This window comes from Anaerotignum faecicola (genome assembly GCA_024460105.1).
In the GTDB taxonomy this organism is placed as follows: domain Bacteria; phylum Bacillota; class Clostridia; order Lachnospirales; family Anaerotignaceae; genus JANFXS01.
This window is the reverse complement of sequence record JANFXS010000002.1, coordinates 411,701-426,462: the sequence shown is the minus strand read 5'-3', so window position 1 is coordinate 426,462 and position 14,762 is coordinate 411,701. Positions and strand designations below refer to the sequence as shown.

Sequence of the window (14,762 nt, the reverse complement as noted above, 5' to 3'; positions counted from 1 at the left end):
GGGGGATTTTGTTGGATATCAGGGAATACATAAAGAATAATTTATTGATTTTTGACGGCGGTATGGGGACGTATTACGCCCAGAAAAATTCGTCGGCCATGGACAGGTGCGAGCCTGCCAACGTAAGGCGGAACGATTTAATATACGGTATACACAGGGAATATATAGAAGCCGGATGTAAAGCCGTTAAAACAAATACGTTCGGGGCAAACAGGCCGGCTTTCGACGGCGATGAAGAAACTGTGCGGGAAATAATTCAAAAAGGATATGAAACTGCATGCAGGGCAGCCGGGAACGACGTATTTGTTTTTGCCGACATCGGTCCCGTTGAAATTACGGGGGAAACGGATATTTCAGAAGAATATAAGTTTGTTGCGGATATATTTATAAACTGCGGAGCAAAAAATTTTCTTTTCGAAACTATGAGCGGGGACGAAGGACTAAAAGAAACGGCTGAATATATAAAAAGCAAAGCGCCAGACGCTTATATTATAACGTCCTTTGCCGTACAGCCCGACGGATATACCCGCGACGGACATTACGGCAGGGAACTGTTTGAAAACGTTAAAAAGTCCGGATGTATAGACGCTGTAGGCGTCAACTGTATTTCGGGGCCTTACCACATGCTGAATTATATTAAGGGGCTTGATATAGAAGGGATTACGCTGTCGGTAATGCCGAACGCAGGCTATCCGACGGTTATAAACAACAGGACGCTGTTTAATTCAAGTCCGGAATATTTTGCGGAGATAATGGCCGACATAGTAAAATGCGGCGCGGGCATTATAGGAGGCTGCTGCGGGACTACGCCTGAATATATAAGGCAGACTGTTGAAACAGCGGCGTCGGCAGCCGGATCGGTGAAAGAACTTACTGCAAAGGCCGAAAATAAAGACGAAAGGGCTGAGACAAACAACACCTTGTGGGACAAGCTGGAAAAAGGAGAAAGAGTAATTGCCGTTGAACTTGATCCCCCCTATGACGCAAATGCGGAGAAATTTATATTAAATGCAAAAAAGCTTAAAGAAACAGGAATTGACATAATGACTATAGCGGACTGCCCAGTCGGCCATGCACGTGTGGATTCAAGCCTTCTGGCATGTAAAATAAAGAGGGAAACGGGCCTTGATACGCTCCCGCACATAACATGCCGCGACAGGAACCTTAACGCGACAAAGGCGTTGCTTCTCGGGCTTAATATTGAGGGGATAAATAATGTGCTTCTCGTAACTGGAGATCCTATACCGACAGCCGAAAGGGACGAAGTTAAAAGCGTATTCAATTTTAATTCTAGGATACTTGCAAGATATGTTTCAAACCTCAATGAAACTGTATTTACATCGCCGTTTTGCATCTGCGGCGCGCTGAATGTAAATGCGCCGAATTTTGATATACAGCTTAGGATTGCGAAGGAAAAGGTCGAAAACGGGGTTAAAGTTTTTCTTACCCAGCCGGTAATGACTGAAAGAGGTCTTTCAAACCTGAAAAGGGCGTATAATGAACTCAATGCCAAAATACTAGGCGGTGTGATACCTGTTATGAGCTATAAAAACGCATGCTTTATGGATAACGAAATATCAGGGATAGACGTCGATGAAAAAATTATAGAGTTATACAAAGGCAAATCCAAAGAAGAAAGCGAAAAGCTTGCGGTTGACATATCGTGCGAAATTATCGGAAACATGGAACCGTACTGCCACGGCCTTTACATTATAACGCCGTTTTCAAGGGCTGATATTGTGTGCAGTATTATCGAGCGTATTAGGAAAGACAAGCGGCTGTAAACGGCGTTTAAATAATAATTTGATAAAATAACGGTTTGGTTTTAAATATACGGGCCTGCCGTATTTCTGCCGATGCTTTTGGCCGTAAGTACGTTTTTATCTGTGAAATTAATTTATGCGGTTTAGTTAAGCTTTGGGTTATTGGCCAAACTACGTTCCGAAGCGGGATTATGCCGCTTCGGAACGCGGAGCCGGATTAGCGGAAGTTTAGTATAAGCTTTGATTTTTGGTACAAACATAGAAGGGGACATGCTCCCGGCAAGGAAAAATTTTCCACATTTCCGTTCTGCATACGCTTGCCGCAGGAGTCGTTGCGCCGGCGCGTATGCGTCTAGAACCGCAAAAAATTTTTCCTTGCGAGGTCGGAGCGTTTTAACGGGCGTCGGCGGCGTAAGGCAAAGGCCTCAGACGCCGAGGCTCCTACGGCAAGCGGCTTTAACGCGGCTATTGCGCATATAACGTCCGCTGAAACCGTATGTTTCCTGTAAACGGAAGCTATAGAAATGTATGACAACATGCAGTTGCTATTATTGTAAATATTACTATATATATCCGGAATTATATATCCGTTTATTGTGCAAAAAATATATTTAAAATCCATTGACAAAATATCAAAATAGGAGTATATATTTATTATAAACAGATGGAAAGTATAACCTGCTTAAAGCAGGGTATATTTTTTGACAAATATTTAGCATGCTAATTATTTGTTATAAAAATATTTATTGAAGCTTTTCTCTGTCTGTAAAAATAAACAAAATAAAAGCTGTTTATGCCGAAATAAACGGTTTTTATTGGGCCTTTTATTCAAAAATGAAAGGCTAGGCGGCTGTAAATGCCGAAAACAGGCGCCGCAATTTGTGAATTTTACAACAACACAGTCAGGCATTGGGGCCTGAAGCACAAGGAGAATTTTATTTATTATTGGGGGTATTTTTTATGAACTTTGAGTTATCGGAAAAAGAAGCGCTTTTACAGAAAAAAGTAAGGGAATTTGCGGAAGAAAAATTACTGCCGGGCGTAATTGAAAGGGATGAAACAAGTTCTTATCCTATTGATCTTTACAGGGAAATGGTTGATATGGGACTTATCGGGCTTCCATATGAGAAGGAATACGGCGGACAGGGCGGAAACTACCTTGATTATGCTATTGCCGTAAAAGAGATTTCAAGGGTAGACGCGTCTTTGGGAATTAGTTTTTCCGTATGCACTTCGCTTTACGGCGGCAGCGTTTACAACTCTGCAAACGAAGAACAGAAAAAGAAATTCCTGAAACCTGTGCTTGAAGGCGGAGCTTTGGGATCGTTCGGTCTTACGGAGCCGAATGCGGGCAGCGACGCCGGAGGATGCGTAACCGTTGCGGAAAAGAAAGGCGACCATTATGTGCTTAACGGTGCTAAGTGCTTTACAACAAACGGGCCGTTGTGCGATTATATCGCAGTTTACGCTTTAACACAGCCTGAACTTAAATCAAAAGGGCTTTCATTATTCCTTGTTGAAAAAGGAACTCCCGGATTTACAATAGGCAAGGTTGAAAATAAAATGGGAATAAGAGCGGCTCAGGTTTCCGAAACGATATTTACGGACTGTGTTGTTCCGGCGGAAAATCTTTTGGGAAAAGAAGGCGACGGATTTAAAATCGCCATGAAAACTCTTGACGGCGGAAGGATTGGAGTTGCAGCGCAGGGCCTTGGAATTGCGGAGGGCGCTTTTGAAATAGCAAGAAAATATCTTATGAAGAGGGAACAGTTTGGAAAACCTCTTTATAAAAACCAGTACCTTGCTTTTAAAATGGCGGAACTTGAATGTGTTATTGATCAGGCAAGGCTTATGCTTTATAAAGCCGCCATGGACAAATCGGAAGGAAGGCCGTATTCGATTGCCGCTGCAAAAGCAAAGCTTCTGTGTACAAACGCCGCAATGCAGGTTACTACCGAGGCAGTCCAGATGCTTGGCGGCAACGGATTTATGAAAGATTACCATGTTGAAAGAATGATGCGCGACGCTAAGATTACGCAGATTTATGAAGGCACAAACGAAATTCAAAAGCTTATTATCAGCGGCGCATTGTTTAAATAAACGCTGATATAGTTTAAAGGCATAAAACGGGTAAATTATAAAAAAGACGGTAAAAGCGCGACATAGCTTTTCCGTCTTTTTTATATGGACTTTGAGAATTTTATAATTGCCAAAAATTTTACAAAAGTTATAGTATACGGCGCGTCTGTGGTTATAAACATATTAAAATAAAAAGTAGCCTCAGTTTACAAGAGTACACACGGTTTTAACGGATGTTAGCGGAGCAATAGATGTGTTCCGCTTTGCCATAGGCTCTGCAATGCCGGCCTGTCTTTGCCTTGCTGTTACGCCGCTAACGTCCGTTAAAATTCCCAGACTTCACAAGGAAAAAAATTTTTGCAGTTCAAGGCGCATGCGCGCCGGCACAGCGGCTACTATGGCAAGCGTATGCAACACGGAAACGCGGAAAATTTTTCCTTGTGGGAAGTGATCGCCCTTGTAAACTGAAGCTAATATTTATGCAAAAACCAAATATTATGATTGCAAACGGCAATCTTTTTAGTTTTTTATGTTTTTTAGTTAAGAAGAATAGCTAATTAGGCCGCGACGGTTTTTACACTGTGATATTTATGCCGCTTTTAAGCGGCTGTTTTATTTCACACCCAATTATAAATTAATAGTTGTATACTACTGTTAATCGCGCTGTTATTTCTATATCGTCATAGTAGATTTCGGTTGAAGCGCCGCTTCCGCCGTCCATATCGGCGTTTGCCGCCATACTTTTCGAGGACGCGGTTTCGTAAGAGTAGCCGCCTCCGTTTTCAGTTACGCTTACAGGCGCACCTATTGTGACGTTGAGGGCTCCGGCTATATATTCGGCGCTGGTTTTTGCGTTTGCAACGGCAAGCTCAAGAGCTTTTCCGTAATATTGCGATGGATTTTCAACTGAAAAGTATACGCCGTTATTTATGTTTGCTCCGGCTTTTGCGGCGGCGTCAATTACGTTTGTTATATTGTCAAGGTCTTTTGTTGTTACTGTAATTGTATTTGTTGCGGTATATCCTGTTATGGTTTGGCTGTTTGAATTTGAATAGTCAGGATATATTGAAAAATCGCTTGTCCTGAACTGATTTTCTGTAAAACCCAGTTCTTTAAGGGCCGACGTTACATTTTCCATTATTTCTGCATTTTCGCTTTGCGCCTTAAGAGACGTATCGGCGACAGTCCTTACGCCAAGTACAATTTCGGCAGTGTCCGGTTCGGCATATACCGTTCCCTTTGCGTTAACTGTAATTTCACGGGCATTGGTTTCGGCGGCAAAAACAGGAACGGATAATAAAAATACGGCGCAGCAGCATGTGGCTAAAGCAGATTTAAATTTTTTCATAATAATGCCTCCTTTTAAAACAGTAAAAATACACAGTTTAATCTAAGAAAAATTTTGTTCTTTGCGCCATGAAAAACAGGAATTGGATAAACGTAATTTTGTGGCGGATTTTTCTGTTTTTCATTGGTCTAAGAATAAAAATTATTATATATATTATAACTTAAAATAATTGGATTTTGTTCCTTAAAATAATAATTTTGTTTAAAAATATTTTATGCTTTGCAGCTTCATATATAGGAGTTGTTTGAAGATATGATGAAAAAGAGCACGGTTCCGTGTGTAAATGTTCGGCGGAGAAAAAGTGTGAGATTAATTTTTATTTTAAAAACAATGCATTTTTAAAATTCAATCAGCCATATTTTGCCGGTACACATTATTTAAGCAATTTTTGCTTAACATACAAATACAAAAAAACAGAATTACAGAATTACCTTCTGAATTGTAAAATAAATTATCATCCAATTCAGAAGGTATCCGGTAAGGTATGGGTTTTTATTGTATAAAGAAACAAAAGATACGATAATTAAATATAATATCAACAAAGTATGGCGAATTAATGAATCGCCATATCTTTGCTTGCATATGTTTTAGCTTGCTTTTTGTTCCAGCCTGAGCCTGTCGGCAATTAAGGCAATAAATTCGCTGTTTGTCGGTTTGCCTTTATGGTTATTAATTGTATATCCGAAAAGACTGTCAATAGCGTCGATTTTGCCCCTGTTCCATGCGACTTCAATAGCATGGCGAATTGCTCTTTCCACACGGCTTGGGGTTGTGTTGCATTTTTTGGCGATGGAAGGGTAAAGCTCTTTTGTAATATAGTTTAATACATCCATATCGTTAACGCTCATAATAATGGCTTCGCGCATGTAGTGGTATCCTCTTATGTGCGCCGGAACGCCGATTTCATGCAGTATATTTGTTACTTTTGTTTCAAGGTTATAGGCGTTTGTAAGGTCGGCTCTTACCGGTTCCGCAGCAATGGCCGAAGGGGCCTGTTGAGTTTGTGCCGGCGTTTGCCTGAATTGGCGGATCCTGTTTACAAGGGATTCCATGTCAAAAGGTTTAAGTATGTAGTAGTCGGCGCCAAGTTCAAATGCGCGGTTTGATATTTTTTCTTGGCTTAAAGAAGAAAGTATTATACAAATCGGCCTTTTTGCGATTTGGCTTTGATTAAGCTTATCTAAAAGTCCAAGACCGTCGAGGCGCGGCATAATACTGTCGATAAGGGCTATATCGGGATGGGTTTCATTAATCAGTTTGAATGCCTCTGTCCCGTCATAAGCAACGGCTACCACTTCAATATCGTCCTTGCTGTTAAGGTGGTTTTTAATCACATCGCAAAAATCCTTATTATCATCTGCAATTAATACTTTTATTCTGTTTTGATTCAACATAATCCCTCCAAGATTAAATTTTTGTTTTGACTTCCAAATTAAGATGAAATATTGGAAATTTTTTCCTCGTGTGGATAATTATAGATGTATACACCATTTTTTGCAATACTTATTATAACCAAATTATGGAAAAAAATATCCGATATTTTTGCATAATAAGACTAAATATAGTGGTATATTGTTTTTTTTACCACACAAAGTGTGTTTTTTTGTCTTATTATTAGGATTAATATCAATGTTAGAATATGCAGACTTATAAGGAAAAAACATTTAATGAATGAATATGCGGTCGATTAAAGTTGCTAAAAAATCTTTGCCAGATAAAAAACTACTATTTTTAATAAAAATAAATTAATAAAATACGCATGTTCTAATTAAAGGGATAAATTTTATAATTTTGTTAAAATAATAAGATGTCTGTTTATTATGCTTTTTTACTTATAGGCAGGGCGGCCGTGGATTGCTAAATATGAATTTTTATACATTTTATTGTCTGATATGTCAATGCCGAACCAACGTGGCGGCGCGAATGTTTCCATTTCTTCTAAACTGGAAAATTCAACTTCCGTGGTAATAAGGCCGTCAAGCTGCGAGTGGTAAACGTCAAGCTCGGCTGTAAGACCGCATTTAAGCGGTATATAATACCTTGTTTTAATGACAATGGATGTTTCGGATTTTTTTATTAGGCGCTCATATTGTTCTTTTGTAATGTTAAGTTCAAGTTCTTCACGAGAGATAAGCCCGTCGCCTTTTACAGTAAGCATATATTTACCGCTGTGATTTCTCAGCCTTATAACCGGTTCGGTTGAGATATAGCATTGGGAGATTTCAGCTTTTTTGAAGCCTTCAAGAGAAAAAGGTACTTTTTTTGTCAAATATTTTTTTTCGATTTCCATTTTGAGCTCCTTTATTGTTTTATATAGTTATTTTTTTACTGTAATCATTATTATAACAAATAATCGTATTGTTTTGTATATGCTTTTTGTATATAATATTTCATAAAGAGAGGTGATTGACTTGAAAAAAGTTTGTATATTTTTATCTGAAGGATTTGAGGAAGTTGAAGCAATTACTGTAATAGATTTGCTGCGCCGGGCTAAAATTGAGGTTGTAATAATTTCAATAAGTGAAAACGTACAAATTACGGGAAGAAGCGGAATAAAAGTTTTAACAGATCACACAATGCGTGAGTTAGACATATCGAATTGTGACGGAATTATACTTCCGGGAGGAATGCCGGGAACAGAAAACCTTTATTCAGATAAAAAATTATGCGAGAGTATTGTCAAATTCAATAATGAAGGCAAGCTTATTGCGGCAATCTGTGCGGCTCCCGTAATTTTCGGCAGGCTTGGTTTGCTGAACGGAAGGCGCGCATGCTGTTACCCGGGAATGGAAAGCGAACTTACAGGAGCCGTAATAGAAGAAAACAGTGTTGCTTCAGACGGGAATATAATAACTTCAAAGGGAGTAGGAACGGCAATAGATTTTTCCAAAGCTTTGATTGAGTATTTAGCCGGAATAGAAAAAGCACGGGAAGTAATGGAAAGCATTGTATATAAAAACGGCTGCAACATTTAGGGTGAGGTTATATTTTATGTATTTTTCTTATATATAAATGAAGGATGCGGTGATTTTCGGCAGTATTATAAAACAGGCGTATATTTTCTTAATATAAACGTATAAACCTTTTTTAAAAGGCTTTACTTGCCATAAAATCGTGTGGTATACTTAAGCGTATAATTTTTCAAAGTATCCCTGTAAAAGCGGCATAAGTGTTTAAAGCTTAAAAAATCAAGCCTGATTGGATGTTTTATAATGAATAAAATGCAGAAATATTTTATGTATAGGCAGAGCCTTATAGATCAATATTTAAAAGGCGATATGACAAAAAGGGAATATCTTAAAAAAAATTATGAAATGGTTATTAATAATGATATAGGACCATTTACTATTTTGGATTCGGTTGACAAGTGCCTTTATAATTACCAATATTATAATGCCCTTGCCAAAGAGAATAAAACTATGAGCGCCGAATACGGTATGGAATACGAAGTAAAAAAAGGCTTTAGGGAAAAAAGCAACTATTATTACCATAAGAAAGACCAAGCTACAAAGCAGGTACTGAAATTATTGGATTATAAAAATATAGAAGCTTATTTTGTTAAAGTGAGAAGCAAAGCGCTTAAAGGGCGGCTTTTTGAAATTGTATGCCGTGATTACGGCATGTACGACATGATATTACATTCAACCGATACGTCAATATTGGCTTCTCTCAGGGAGGAAGGCGTTTTCTGTGAGGAAAGCCGTATTTCGCTTATAGACGGATATGTGAATGCCAAATATTAAATAGTATTAAAGCCTGAATCGGCACGGTATTTATAATTGTTTTCATTTAGGCTTTCGGCGTTCACTGCAGCTAATTGTTTCGGTGAACGTCTTATTATATATAATGGTTTCATTATTAAAGGAAAGGAACGTGGCTATGGAAAAAATAGAATTGTCTGAAATTTACGGCATGAACGTTTTTAACGATATTGTTATGACTGAAAGGCTGCCGAAAAAAATTTACGAGGAATTGAGAAGGACAATAGAAAATAAAGAAAGCTTATCGGCTTCCGTTGCGGAAGTTGTTGCAAACGCAATGAAGGATTGGGCGATTGAAAGGGGAGCGACCCATTATACCCATTGGTTCCAGCCGATGACCGGGATAACTGCCGAAAAGCATGAAGCGTTCCTGACGCCTGTTGGGCACGGCAGGGCTATTGCGGAATTTTCCGGCAAAGAACTTATAAAAGGTGAATCTGACGCGTCGTCATTCCCTTCCGGAGGACTGAGAGCCACGTTTGAAGCAAGGGGATATACGGCGTGGGACTGCACTTCGCCGGCGTTTTTAAAAGAGGATGCGTCGGGGCTTACGCTGTGCATACCAACGGTTTTCTGCAGTTATACAGGCGAGGCCCTGGATAAAAAGACGCCGCTTCTGCGCTCGCTTGATGCGCTTAATACGCAGGTTATAAGGGTACTCAGGCTTTTCGGCGACAATGAAACCAAAAGAATTATAGTATCGGTAGGCCCTGAACAGGAGTATTTCCTTATAGATAAAGACATGTACAAAAAAAGGAAGGATCTTATATTTACCGGAAGAACGCTTTTTGGCGCCCATGCTCCTAAAGGCCAGGAACTTGACGACCATTATTACGGAAGTATAAGGGAAAATGTTGCAAGCTTTATGCATGAACTTAACAGAGAGCTTTGGAAACTCGGCATACCTGCAAAAACTCAGCATAATGAAGTTGCGCCGTGCCAGCATGAGCTTGCGCCTATATATACTGACGTTAACCTTGCAACTGACAATAACCAGCTTATAATGGAATCTATGAAAAGGATTGCGGGACACTTTAACCTTGTATGCCTGCTCCATGAGAAGCCGTTTGAAGGCGTGAACGGTTCGGGAAAACATAATAACTGGTCTATTTCTACAGATACGGGCAGGAATTTACTTAAACCGGGGAAAAAGCCGCATGAGAATTTATTGTTTTTGACAATGCTTGTGGCGGTTATAGAAGCGGTTGATAAGCATGCTGATTTATTAAGAGTGTCGGCGGCTAACCCGGGCAATGACCACAGGCTTGGGGCAAACGAGGCTCCGCCGGCAATTATTTCTATTTTCTTGGGCGACCAGCTTGAAGATATACTTGAGCAGTTGGAAAAAGGGGAACTTTCAAAAAGCAAGCAGGGTGAGGAAATGACTGTTGGCGTAAGCACCGTGCCATGGCTTAAAAAAGACGTTACGGACAGGAACAGGACGTCGCCTTTTGCATTTACGGGGAATAAATTCGAGTTTAGGATGCTTGGCTCATCAGACTCTATAGGATGTACAAACTATATCTTAAACTCTATTGTTGCCGACGTGCTTTCTGATTTTGCCGACAGGCTTGAAAAGGCAGACAACTTTGAGAAGGCTGTAATAGAACTTCTCAAAGAATCCGTGAAGGCCCATAAGAGGGTTGTATTCAATGGAAACGGCTACGGCAATGAATGGATAGAAGAAGCGGAAAGGCGTGGATTGCCTAATATAAGCTGTATGCTTGAAGCCATACCGGCAATCAAGAGCGAAAAGGCAGTTAAGCTTTTTGAAAAACACGGCGTGCTTACAAGGATCGAATGTGAATCCAGAGCCGATATACTTTATGAAGAGTATGCGAAACAGATTAATATTGAGGCAAAAACAATGGAGGATATGGCGCTCAAGCAGATAAGGCCGGCTGTTATGAAATATTCAAACGAGCTTTCAAAAACGGTTATAAACCTTATGGAGGCAGGCGCCGACCCTTCAACGGCAAGAGGAGTTCTAAACGAACTTGTTGACAAAACAGATGAATTTGACAGGGCGCTTAAAAATCTTACTGTTTTATTGAACAAAAACGGCGAAATATCCGATATGGCGGAAAAAGCGGCGTCATGCAGGAAAGAAATTGTTCCGGCTATGGAAGCTCTCAGGGCTCCGGCTGACGAACTTGAGAAAATGGTAGACGAGAAGTATTGGCCGTTCCCGACATACGGCGATTTGTTGTTCTACATATAAATAATATGTAAGAATAATTATAAAAGTATAAGATAAAAGGCATATGCGATTATAAAAGGCATATGCCTTTTTACTCTTCAAGATATAATAACTGTTTGATGTCATTTTTTTGATATTATGATATAATAATAAAGTGTTAAAATATAGGCAGTTTATGTATAAAAAATTAATAAACCGATATTTTGAAATTTTCTTGTAAAAAATATATCGTAAAGACAGTTTTGTATATATACCTCTAATTTATTGAGGTTTATTTGTCTGAATCGGAGGCGGGGAAGTTATATAAGAAGTTGTCTGCCGGGTGCGAGGGTATTATAGCGCCGTCGGCGGCGGGAGGGTAGTATATGACGTTTTTACAGCTTAAATACATCAGTGAGATTTATAACTGCGGTTCCATTAATAAGGCGGCGCAGAACCTGTTTGTTTCCCAGAGCAGCCTTTCAAGCTCTATCAGGGAACTGGAGCAGGAGCTTGGAATTAAAATATTTATAAGGAGCAACAGGGGAATAGTTTTAACCGAAGACGGCCAGGAGTTCCTTGTGCAGGTTAGGCCGATAATTGAACAGCAGAAAAAAGTCGAGAGGTTCTACAACGACAGATACGGCCATGAAACGGCAAAGCTTAATATCTCGGCCCAGCGGTATCCTATATGTACAAAAGCCTTTGTTGAGCTTATGAATATGGAAGAATGTGGCAAGTTTGAATTTTCATTTAAAGAAACCGATATGGATAAGGTTATAGAAAATGTTAAAGACAGAAAAAGCCATATAGGCATAATTTTCCTTTCGGATATGACCGAAAAATTTATGAACAGGGTGCTTAATGCAAGCGAAATTGAATTTAATGAAATTAAAAGGATCAAGCCGCATGTATTTTTAAATATAAACCATCCCTTAGCGGAAGAAGAAGAAATTAGCCTCAGCGATTTGGCAAAATATCCGTATCTTGTTTTTTCAAAAAAAGACAATACCAGTTCAAATTTTTCTGAAGAAGCCGTTTTTTCGGGTTCATACTGTTTTGACAAGATTATTTATATTAACGACAGAGCCACGGCTTATAACATACTGAGCCACAGCAAGGCGTTTACAACGGGAAGCGGCGTGCTTCCTAAGGGATATGTGCCGCCGGATATTAAAGCCGTGCCTGTAAAAGACAAGATAGATTACATGCGCATAGGCTGGATTAAGCTTAAAGAGTTTACTCTTAACGACAGGGCGGAAAAATTTATAAAGTGCCTAAAAGAGATGTTGGACGGGAAAGCGGTTGTATAGAGCATGCGGTTGGGTTTAATGTAATATAGGCACAGCGCAATAACTTTTTTGTCTGAAACGGTTTCATTGTTATTTCGGAGCATAGGCTTTTTTAGTGCGCAAATGATGCAAAAATTGTGGTTTATTCGGAAACGGCTAAAATCACATTTTAAATTTGAAGGAGAAATAAAAAAATTAACTTAAATTCAGCATAAGCGCATGCTATTTAAAAATATATTTTATACGTCTGCGGATGCGGATTGTGGGGAAACCGTATCAAACGCTGTTGTTATTAAACCGTACTGTTTTGCTGTTAAAACTTTTCGGCCTTAAAAGAAAAAGTTTTTTGACGTTTAAGTCATGGCTTTGTTGGTTTACGAATAAATAAATCAAAGCATGCAGTTTTAAATAAAGGTTACCGGTATTCCGTCGGCATATTAAAACTTATTATTATTTGGTTCAGGCAATTATTATGGAAAGTATAACTTTTTAATTTTAAAGCTGATTTTAGTTTTTGAAATTACGCTATATACTGCCGATTGCCATGTAACATGCCGGTTTTATAAGAAAAATAACGATTATAGCCAAATTCCGTTCTGTATTGTGGCAGGAAAACAAAAAAGCGGCAGTTTTAATTTATAATTATTAGTTCAATATGTTTTGGTTTTTAAAATGAGTGCAGGTCAACGGTAAAAAATGATATATTGTAAAAAAGACGGACAAAAACAATAGTTTTTAAACCGTCTTTTAAACTTTCGTTTATATCATGTCGTTAGATAAAAATTAGTTACGATATATTTCAGCATGCTTTTAATTTAATTACATAGTCATAATATTGTAAAAGTCTGTTTAAATCATGATTTGTCGACTGCTTTCCATTCCTTATAATCCCAAGGACGTTTTTTGATTATACCGTCGGCATAAGGTATAAATATTGAAATAACGGCAAAGGCTGCAAGCAGTATCTGATACCATAATAATGGGAAAAGGCTCAGAGGGCTTATCTGCGCGGATGCTTCTGCAGTAAGGCTGCATGCCAAAAGCACCTGTGCGCCGTATGGTATAAATCCCTGGAATATACAAGTCCACATGTCAAGAAGCGAAGCGCTTCTTCGTGGATCTACATGGAACTCTTCACAAATACCTTTTGCAATAGGGCCTGTGATAATAATTGCTACCGTATTGTTTGCAACTGCCATATCGGCGGCGGAAGCTATCGCGGCTATGCCGATTTCAGCCGAACGTTTTCCCTTTATAAGCCCTTTTATTTTTTCAAGGAGCCATTGAAGGCCGCCGTTTTTTGTTACCATATATGCAAGGCCGCCCGTTATAAGGGAAAGAAGGAAAATTTCCGTCATACCGGTAAAACCGCCGTAAATGCTCTGCACAAACCCTAAAGGGGCAATATCGCCGTAAGCTATGCCGATTATTCCGGCGATTATCGTTCCCGAACCGAGAGTCAAGAAAACATTAAAGCCCATAACGGCCATTACAAGCACGAATATATACGGAAGCACTTTGATAAAGTTATAGTCGAGGTATTCAAGGGGCACGGCTGTTTCCGGCTTGCCGAAAATAAGCAGAAGTATAAATGTAAGCACAGCGGCCGGAAGGGCTATAAAAAAGTTTACTTTAAATTTATCGCGCATTTCGCATCCCTGAGTTCTTGTGGCCGCGATTGTCGTGTCGGAAATAATTGAAAGGTTATCCCCGAACATTGCGCCGCCGATTACAGCGGCAACCATTAATGGCAGGCTCAGCCCGGCTTTATCGGCTGTGGCGATTGCAATAGGGCCGACGGCGCCGATAGTGCCCATAGACGATCCTGTTGAAACTGCCAAAAATGCGCTTATTACAAACATACCTGCCGTTATATATTCCGCGGGGATAATCGAAAGCCCGAGATTTGAAGTTGCTTCAACTCCGCCCATGGCGCTGGCAACGGAAGCAAAAGCGCCGGCGAAAAGGTATATAAAACACATGGTAAGTATGTTTTCGTCGCCGCATCCTTTTATAAAATCCGCCAGCTTTTCATCCATTGAGCCTTTGAACATTGCAAAGGCAACCATAACGGCTATTAAAATTGCAACGGGGGCGGGGAATTGGTAAAATGCCATTTCAACGCCTTTGCTTTGAAGTATAATGCCTGCCCCCAAGTAAATAAATATAAACACTAAAAACGGGATCAGCGCCGACCCGCGGGGCTTTGTGGTGTTGCCTGGTTTCTTATCCATAATACTTACCTCCTTTAAATATGCCGGGTTAATGATTATTATGATATGTAATTATACGCGTTTATAGTTTAAACAGCTCCATGTATTCAACAGTTTTTTGATTTTA

The 14,762-nt window shown here is 39.5% G+C and carries 10 protein-coding genes; 6 read left to right on the top strand and 4 right to left on the bottom strand.

Going from position 1 to position 14,762, the window contains the following annotated elements:
• Positions 1 to 8: 8 nt before the first annotated feature.
• Both NE664_04560 and NE664_04555 read left to right on the top strand, forming a co-directional pair.
• Positions 9 to 1,784, top strand: coding sequence for a bifunctional homocysteine S-methyltransferase/methylenetetrahydrofolate reductase (locus NE664_04560; protein ID MCQ4725935.1), 1,776 nt, complete (start codon positions 9 to 11; stop codon positions 1,782 to 1,784).
• A 939-nt stretch (positions 1,785 to 2,723) separates the two neighbouring features.
• Positions 2,724 to 3,863, top strand: a complete 1,140-nt coding sequence (locus NE664_04555; protein MCQ4725934.1) for an acyl-CoA dehydrogenase family protein — start codon at positions 2,724 to 2,726, stop codon at positions 3,861 to 3,863.
• A 613-nt stretch (positions 3,864 to 4,476) separates the two neighbouring features.
• Here NE664_04555 and NE664_04550 read toward each other — a convergent pair.
• From NE664_04550 to NE664_04540, 3 genes are all read right to left on the bottom strand, one after another.
• Positions 4,477 to 5,190, bottom strand: a complete 714-nt coding sequence (locus NE664_04550; GenBank protein ID MCQ4725933.1) for an SIMPL domain-containing protein — start codon at positions 5,188 to 5,190, stop codon at positions 4,477 to 4,479.
• Between the two features lie 587 nt (positions 5,191 to 5,777).
• A complete protein-coding gene (gene spo0A, locus NE664_04545) occupies positions 5,778 to 6,581 on the bottom strand; it encodes a sporulation transcription factor Spo0A (GenBank protein MCQ4725932.1) in 804 nt (267 codons plus the stop codon).
• Between the two features lie 437 nt (positions 6,582 to 7,018).
• Complete coding sequence (locus NE664_04540; protein MCQ4725931.1) at positions 7,019 to 7,480, bottom strand: CYTH domain-containing protein; 462 nt, start codon at positions 7,478 to 7,480, stop codon at positions 7,019 to 7,021.
• 121 nt (positions 7,481 to 7,601) lie between these two features.
• Here NE664_04540 and NE664_04535 point away from each other — a divergent pair, with 121 nt between their 5' ends.
• The 4 genes from NE664_04535 (at position 7,602) to NE664_04520 (ending at position 12,443) form a co-directional block, all read left to right on the top strand.
• Positions 7,602 to 8,165, top strand: a complete 564-nt coding sequence (locus NE664_04535) for a DJ-1/PfpI family protein (protein MCQ4725930.1) — start codon at positions 7,602 to 7,604, stop codon at positions 8,163 to 8,165.
• A gap of 237 nt (positions 8,166 to 8,402) precedes the next feature.
• Positions 8,403 to 8,933, top strand: coding sequence for a hypothetical protein (locus NE664_04530; GenBank protein ID MCQ4725929.1), 531 nt, complete (start codon positions 8,403 to 8,405; stop codon positions 8,931 to 8,933).
• 136 nt (positions 8,934 to 9,069) lie between these two features.
• On the top strand, positions 9,070 to 11,172 hold the full coding sequence (locus NE664_04525) for a glutamine synthetase III (protein ID MCQ4725928.1): 2,103 nt from the start codon (positions 9,070 to 9,072) through the stop codon (positions 11,170 to 11,172).
• A gap of 344 nt (positions 11,173 to 11,516) precedes the next feature.
• The gene (locus NE664_04520) at positions 11,517 to 12,443 is read left to right on the top strand and encodes a LysR family transcriptional regulator (GenBank protein ID MCQ4725927.1); all 927 of its coding nucleotides are present in this window, start codon (positions 11,517 to 11,519) and stop codon (positions 12,441 to 12,443) included.
• Positions 12,444 to 13,276: 833 nt separating this feature from the next.
• Here NE664_04520 and NE664_04515 read toward each other — a convergent pair.
• Complete coding sequence (locus NE664_04515) at positions 13,277 to 14,656, bottom strand: Na+/H+ antiporter NhaC family protein (GenBank protein ID MCQ4725926.1); 1,380 nt, start codon at positions 14,654 to 14,656, stop codon at positions 13,277 to 13,279.
• Between the last annotated feature and the right edge of the window lie 106 nt (positions 14,657 to 14,762).